We start from the raw sequence: 4930 nt of genomic DNA, 5'->3' as shown, positions 1-4930 counted from the left end.
ACATCACCACCAGCCGTCAGCTTCAGCTCAATCTCACGCAGCAGCTTCAAGATGTCTTCGTCTGAATGTCGCTTCCTCGCCATGCCCAATCCCCCTCTCGCGGCCAAAGTAATGGCCCAGTTCTAGGGGGGAAGGACACTGGGGTGTCCCAAGCGACCGAGACTGCCCCCACAAAGTCCAGCCAACTCTCCCCGAAATTGGCCTCAAAATATGGCAGCGCCTAAACATAACACTGATTTGCAGGAAATGTTGTCGAACTATCCATCTGGATAGAACCCGTAGCTGACTCAGTAAGACCAGGACTCAGAGCAAAGTCCAAATTTGCCTTCAACAGAAAATGAAAGGGGCCGCCATCCCTTAAAGGCATAAGGCGAAGTATATTGGAACGTTTATTGCTACCGTGCACTGCTTGCGGCTGTTCTTCCGCGGAGCGATCGCTAGGCGAAAGATATGCGATGCTTCCGTTGAGCCCGGAAGCGGCATTACTGACCGGGAAATCTATGCGTCGTTCGCAATCCATCTACTGGATCCGCCGAGCATCCGGTTGGCGCCAAACCGCGCCAACCGTGGTGGTTTGCGCAGTTGGTTTATCCGGTTATCCGGATGATATTGCGCCACTCGATTTCATGTGTTTCGAGCACGGCCTTGTACTCGGCACTTCCTCGCAGGGTGTCATACGTCTTTTCTATTGCGTCCATGCTTGGGTACCCAACAACCAAGAGGCGGTGTCCTGCCGCAGGCCCTGTCAGGATCGTGCAATAGCGAAAGATCATAGCTCCGTTGTTCTCGAAGTGCGGCACCACTGCGCCCATCCTGTCCAGCTCCAACCCGGATGAGATTGCTCTGGTCACCACCCCATAGGCAGGAGCCTCATTGGATGGGCTCTTTAGCCCCAAGTCTTCTATCCTCATTATATTTCTTAAGGTCACTGACACCCCGATATCATTTACGAGGCCTTTGTAAGCGGCAGACTTTTCATACACCCCGAAAGCCCGATCGATCCCGTTCATTTCGGTATAGGTCTGAAACAGGACCAGCTGCCCCGTATGCTCACCAGTAGCCATGATGCCATGCCGTGTGGTGACGGCGCCAGCACCGCTCTTGAGGTCTTTTGCCAAGCCATCCAAGTGTCCGATTGCCTCGCCGTACTGCCGAGGAGAACACTTGGCTACAGTAACCATCATATATTTCGGTGAAGACATTGATTTTACCTCCCGTGGAATGTGCCGCCTAAGCGGCATTCACTGAAGACAGGAAGCTGGCCTTGAGCTGCCAAAGGGGACGTTTCTTCTAACCGGACGCAATTGGATGCGAGCGGATTTCGTGTCTCATACCACAAATGCAGAGATCGCGTCTTAGTATTATTACAGAATAAAGTTATCTCTTCTCGAAAAAAGAAACGACTGCTCCGGGCTCGAAGCGGTCATGGAGCGGTTTTCGCCCAGCGTCTGCTAGGCGGACAAAACTGCCGTTGATCGAAAAAGACGCGACGGCGGCTGCTGGCCCTTTCATACAGTCGACGCAAGCGAACAATCGGAGCCGGCTCGAACTCCCATAACGCGGGAATAGACCGCCATTCGCGCAACCTGCACCAAAGGTGGACCTATTTCGACCGTTCCATTGAAGATCCAGTCCGACCTGCCCATATAGAGGAGACGTTCCGGAATAGCCGGAACTGATTGATGCGACTGTCTAGAAGGCCTTTCGCGCATCCGTTTTTCGAAAATCGCGCCTTTCGCCAAACCATTCAAGCCGGTTTCTTGGCCATCACGATCGATTTTCCCAGTCACCAGCGTGAAAGGATACCTTATGGGTTATTCGTCTCCCAAGAAACAGTTGGATTTGAAGGAATTTCTGAGCCAGCCCAGCAAACCTCGGAACCCTCGAAATAACTGGAAACGTGCAGCAATGCCGCCCTCGAAGACGGCGTCCTCTGGCAAGCCTGTGTCGAAGGTCAACTGACGCGGGATTCTCCAGATGAACATCTCTGAAGTGCTAATCTCAAGAATGAGGCGCTTTTTCGATATACCTTGTCTTTCGTTCCTCAAACGTAACGATGGGCCTGGCCTGTCCGTTGTCAATCATCATCGGACATATGACGCAGGGTGTGTCTGAAAGATATCTCGGCCAGCCCCATGCGGCACCGAGCAATAACGATCATGCGAACAGGGCTATCGTTATTCTTTTTCGAACCTCTGCCTCCGTTCACTCGGCTCTCAGTCGATCGACCCAGACTGAAATTGCCAGGCTGCGGCGTATTGCGGGCAGCGCCAAGGAACAGGAGACCACGGATATGGCCAATGGCACAGTGAAATGGTTCAACACCCCAAAAGGCTTCGGCTTCATCGCACCTGAAACGGGCGGCAAGGACGTCTTCGTCCACATCTCGTCGCTGGAGCGCTCTGGAATGACGGGGCTCGCCGACGACCAGAAGGTGACTTATGACGTCGAAGAAGGCCGCGACGGTCGCGAAAGCGCTGACAACCTGGCTCTCGCCTGATTGCTCATGTTCGGGCGCTCTTAAGCGCCCGAACAGTTCAAAAAGCCAAAAAAGACCCGGTTCGCATGTATCCATAGAGTTGCTCTAATGCAGCCGAGCGCGAACCATAAATCCTTCGATCGTTTCTTCGCCCAAGGCGCGCAGCGCCTCTAGCCGGTGCAATCCTTCGATCAGAACGAAGCGCCCGCCGTCTGCCCGCACTCGGATTGGGGTCGTTTGACCATTCTCCAGTATGTCGTTCGCGAGAGCGATTACCTTCTCCGGGTCGAGGGTCTTTATGCGCTTTGTCGGCACGTAAATAATTTCGATCGGAAACTTTTTCTTTTCGAGCATTCAGATGTCGTCTTTCGGCGAAACTTGCAAAACTTCCATTTGCACGAGCACTCTACAGTGTTTGCCAGACCGCTTCGCGCAGTTCTTTGTGTAGGATCAGATGCAGAGGCACATCGGTCTCGACAGTCTTTCGATATCCAACGAAACCAATGGCTGTTTCCAGTCCGTCACCGTTGCCTATGGACAGGTCCACTCCGAGGAAGTCGGCCATAAGCGCACCTGCTTTGGCAAGAGCCTTGATCGCGGCGTCCTGGGATCTGTATCCTCCTGCGTTCATGATCGAAACCGCGACCAGGCCATCCTCCCCGGCCAGCGCGTGGGCTTTTAGGATAGACCGCTGGGATGCCGACAAATTCGTCTGGCGAAGCGCTTCAAGGAACTCTTCCTGTGTTGGCACAGATGATTCCGACCGCGCCTCCCATCGTCGCGTGGCCTTTCGGTTCGTTTCGCGTTCGGATAGCAACGACTTCAGAGCTTCAATTGCATCGATTTCGGACGCGCCTTTCGCCTCTGCCATCAACCCTTGGCTCCTGGTCCCGTTTTTAGGAAACGCGCGCGCCACAAATTCGCCGTTCAACTGTCCGGCGCGAATTTTGTGGTTTCCGAATTCATCCTCGATGATGGGCCCGGAGCCGATCCCAGCGGCACGCGTCTTGTTCTTCTTTTTCTTTAAATTGGATATGGCCAAGAAACTCTCCATGAGTTGGCGGTGATGTCACGAGCTTCGAATGAGAAGCTGGAAAGCCGCAATCGTGATAGTCAGTATCAACAGCAAGCCTATCAAAACGTTCCGCAGGTCTTTCCGAAACCGAAACGATCTTTTGCCTTTGAGATTTCTTCCAAGGCGGTCGTTTAATGAACTGCCCGCATCGCTCTTGCGCGCTACCACGGCTGCACCGTGCGAACATCGAGACTTTGGTTTCGTGCAGGCAAGATCATGATACCTCCAGCCTGAACCCGCTCCGGGAACAGGGGCTACAATTCCGGTAGAAAACGCTGGAAGCCGAAACAGAATCGGGGAGCACGAACGCAAAGGTGCTTCAACTTACGATCCGAGAGTTAATCGTTCTTACGCTGCGTTGCAATGACGACGGCTTTGCAAATTTCGTTTCGATATGATGCCAAGCTTGTGTGCTCGTATGATTTCGGCTAATGTAAATATGCAACGTTGTTCGCAACGGCACTCTGTCTCTCTCTACATCAGTCTGCTTTTATGGACCAACCTAGCCGGGTTGCCACGTTTCGTGGGCAGCAGGAATGCAGGGATTATTTTCTATGACCAAAGGCACTGTGAAGTGGTTTGATGCCGCTAAGGGATTTGGATTCATCCAACCGGAGAACAGAGAAAAGGACGTGTTCGTCCACAGGACTGCATTGGAAGCAGCCAGGCTTGACGGGCTGGTCGACGGGCAAGACGTTAGTTTTGATATCGTGACGGACGGCGATGGTCGCCAATTCGTCGCCAATATGGCGCTCGCATGAGTCCCTACACACGGTTCTCCAATTCGAGCACGCGCGAAAGGCCATCTGCTCCGCGAGGCCTCAGGGAACACAAGCAGGCCGCCGAACGGTTGTTTCGCGAGGCACCCGAACGCCCTTTGACGCCGGAAGATAGAACCGCTCAGGCTGCTAGGATGATCGTGATGGAAGAGTCTGAAAGGCGGCGAACCCTGTCAGAAGCTCTCAGGGTAGCTCGCCTGGAACGTACCGAGTGTTTTACAGAAAATGCCGAAAACAAGCGCGTATCGAAACCAGACCGATGAGCGTAGCTCTGTTATGAGCACGCTCAGTCTGAGACGTCCGGTCTTGGAGAGCATTTCAGAATGCCGAATGCGCACTCCAAGGGAGGGGCCGGATGGAGAAGCGGCGAGATCGAACCTCGCCGCTTCCTCCTGACCTGGAAAACCGTTGCAAGACATTTTCTTATTCGGATATTCGATACGCTGGTGTCCGCTTTTGTCTAGCCCCCTGTGTATGGGCCACTGATCAGGGGTTTCTCTAATAGGGTTTCAGGAACGGGCGGGCGCATGTTGAGTGCCTGATGCGGCCGGGTGTGATTGTACTGCCTGAGCCAGTGATTGATGACGATCTGAGCTT

Annotated in this window: 6 protein-coding genes; 2 read left to right on the top strand and 4 right to left on the bottom strand. The window is 53.6% G+C overall.

All coding sequences use genetic code 11. The features are described 5' to 3' along the window. Window positions 1-587: 587 nt before the first annotated feature. Entirely contained in the window at window positions 588-1202 is a 615-nt protein-coding gene (locus ACKLNI_RS00660; protein WP_413717059.1) for a DUF6854 domain-containing protein, read from the bottom strand. A 1091-nt stretch (window positions 1203-2293) separates the two neighbouring features. Here ACKLNI_RS00660 and ACKLNI_RS00655 point away from each other — a divergent pair. Next, window positions 2294-2500: a cold-shock protein gene (locus ACKLNI_RS00655; RefSeq protein WP_413717060.1), complete on the top strand. Its 207-nt coding sequence runs from the start codon at window positions 2294-2296 to the stop codon at window positions 2498-2500. Window positions 2501-2584: 84 nt separating this feature from the next. Here ACKLNI_RS00655 and ACKLNI_RS00650 read toward each other — a convergent pair whose 3' ends face one another. Both ACKLNI_RS00650 and ACKLNI_RS00645 read right to left on the bottom strand, forming a co-directional pair. Continuing rightward, complete coding sequence (locus tag ACKLNI_RS00650) at window positions 2585-2833, bottom strand: ParB N-terminal domain-containing protein (protein WP_413717058.1); 249 nt, start codon at window positions 2831-2833, stop codon at window positions 2585-2587. A gap of 52 nt (window positions 2834-2885) precedes the next feature. Next, the gene (locus tag ACKLNI_RS00645) at window positions 2886-3350 is read right to left on the bottom strand and encodes a hypothetical protein (RefSeq protein ID WP_413717057.1); all 465 of its coding nucleotides are present in this window, start codon (window positions 3348-3350) and stop codon (window positions 2886-2888) included. Window positions 3351-4108: 758 nt separating this feature from the next. On the opposite strand from ACKLNI_RS00645, the gene ACKLNI_RS00640 reads away from it, so the two are divergent. After that, complete coding sequence (locus ACKLNI_RS00640; protein ID WP_413717056.1) at window positions 4109-4315, top strand: cold-shock protein; 207 nt, start codon at window positions 4109-4111, stop codon at window positions 4313-4315. Between the two features lie 478 nt (window positions 4316-4793). Here the strand turns inward: ACKLNI_RS00640 and ACKLNI_RS00635 are convergent, their stop codons facing one another. After that, window positions 4794-4916 (bottom strand): integrase core domain-containing protein, encoded by a 123-nt coding sequence (locus ACKLNI_RS00635; RefSeq protein WP_413716966.1) that lies wholly within the window; start codon window positions 4914-4916, stop codon window positions 4794-4796. Window positions 4917-4930: the final 14 nt, after the last annotated feature.

This window comes from Silicimonas lutimaris (assembly GCF_047314965.1).
Classification (GTDB): Bacteria; Pseudomonadota; Alphaproteobacteria; order Rhodobacterales; family Rhodobacteraceae; genus JAVJUV01.
Note: the sequence above shows the minus strand (reverse complement) of the source record. Positions and strands in the feature narration are given on the sequence as shown.

Excerpts from the sequence above, each read along its gene's own strand:
- ACKLNI_RS00640 (WP_413717056.1), top strand. The coding sequence starts at position 4,109 with ATGACCAAAGGCACTGTGAAGTGGTTTGATGCCGCTAAGGGATTTGGA.
- ACKLNI_RS00650 (WP_413717058.1), bottom strand. The coding sequence starts at position 2,833 with ATGCTCGAAAAGAAAAAGTTTCCGATCGAAATTATTTACGTGCCGACA.
- ACKLNI_RS00655 (WP_413717060.1), top strand. The coding sequence starts at position 2,294 with ATGGCCAATGGCACAGTGAAATGGTTCAACACCCCAAAAGGCTTCGGC.
- ACKLNI_RS00660 (WP_413717059.1), bottom strand. The coding sequence starts at position 1,202 with ATGTCTTCACCGAAATATATGATGGTTACTGTAGCCAAGTGTTCTCCT.
- ACKLNI_RS00645 (WP_413717057.1), bottom strand. The coding sequence starts at position 3,350 with ATGGCAGAGGCGAAAGGCGCGTCCGAAATCGATGCAATTGAAGCTCTG.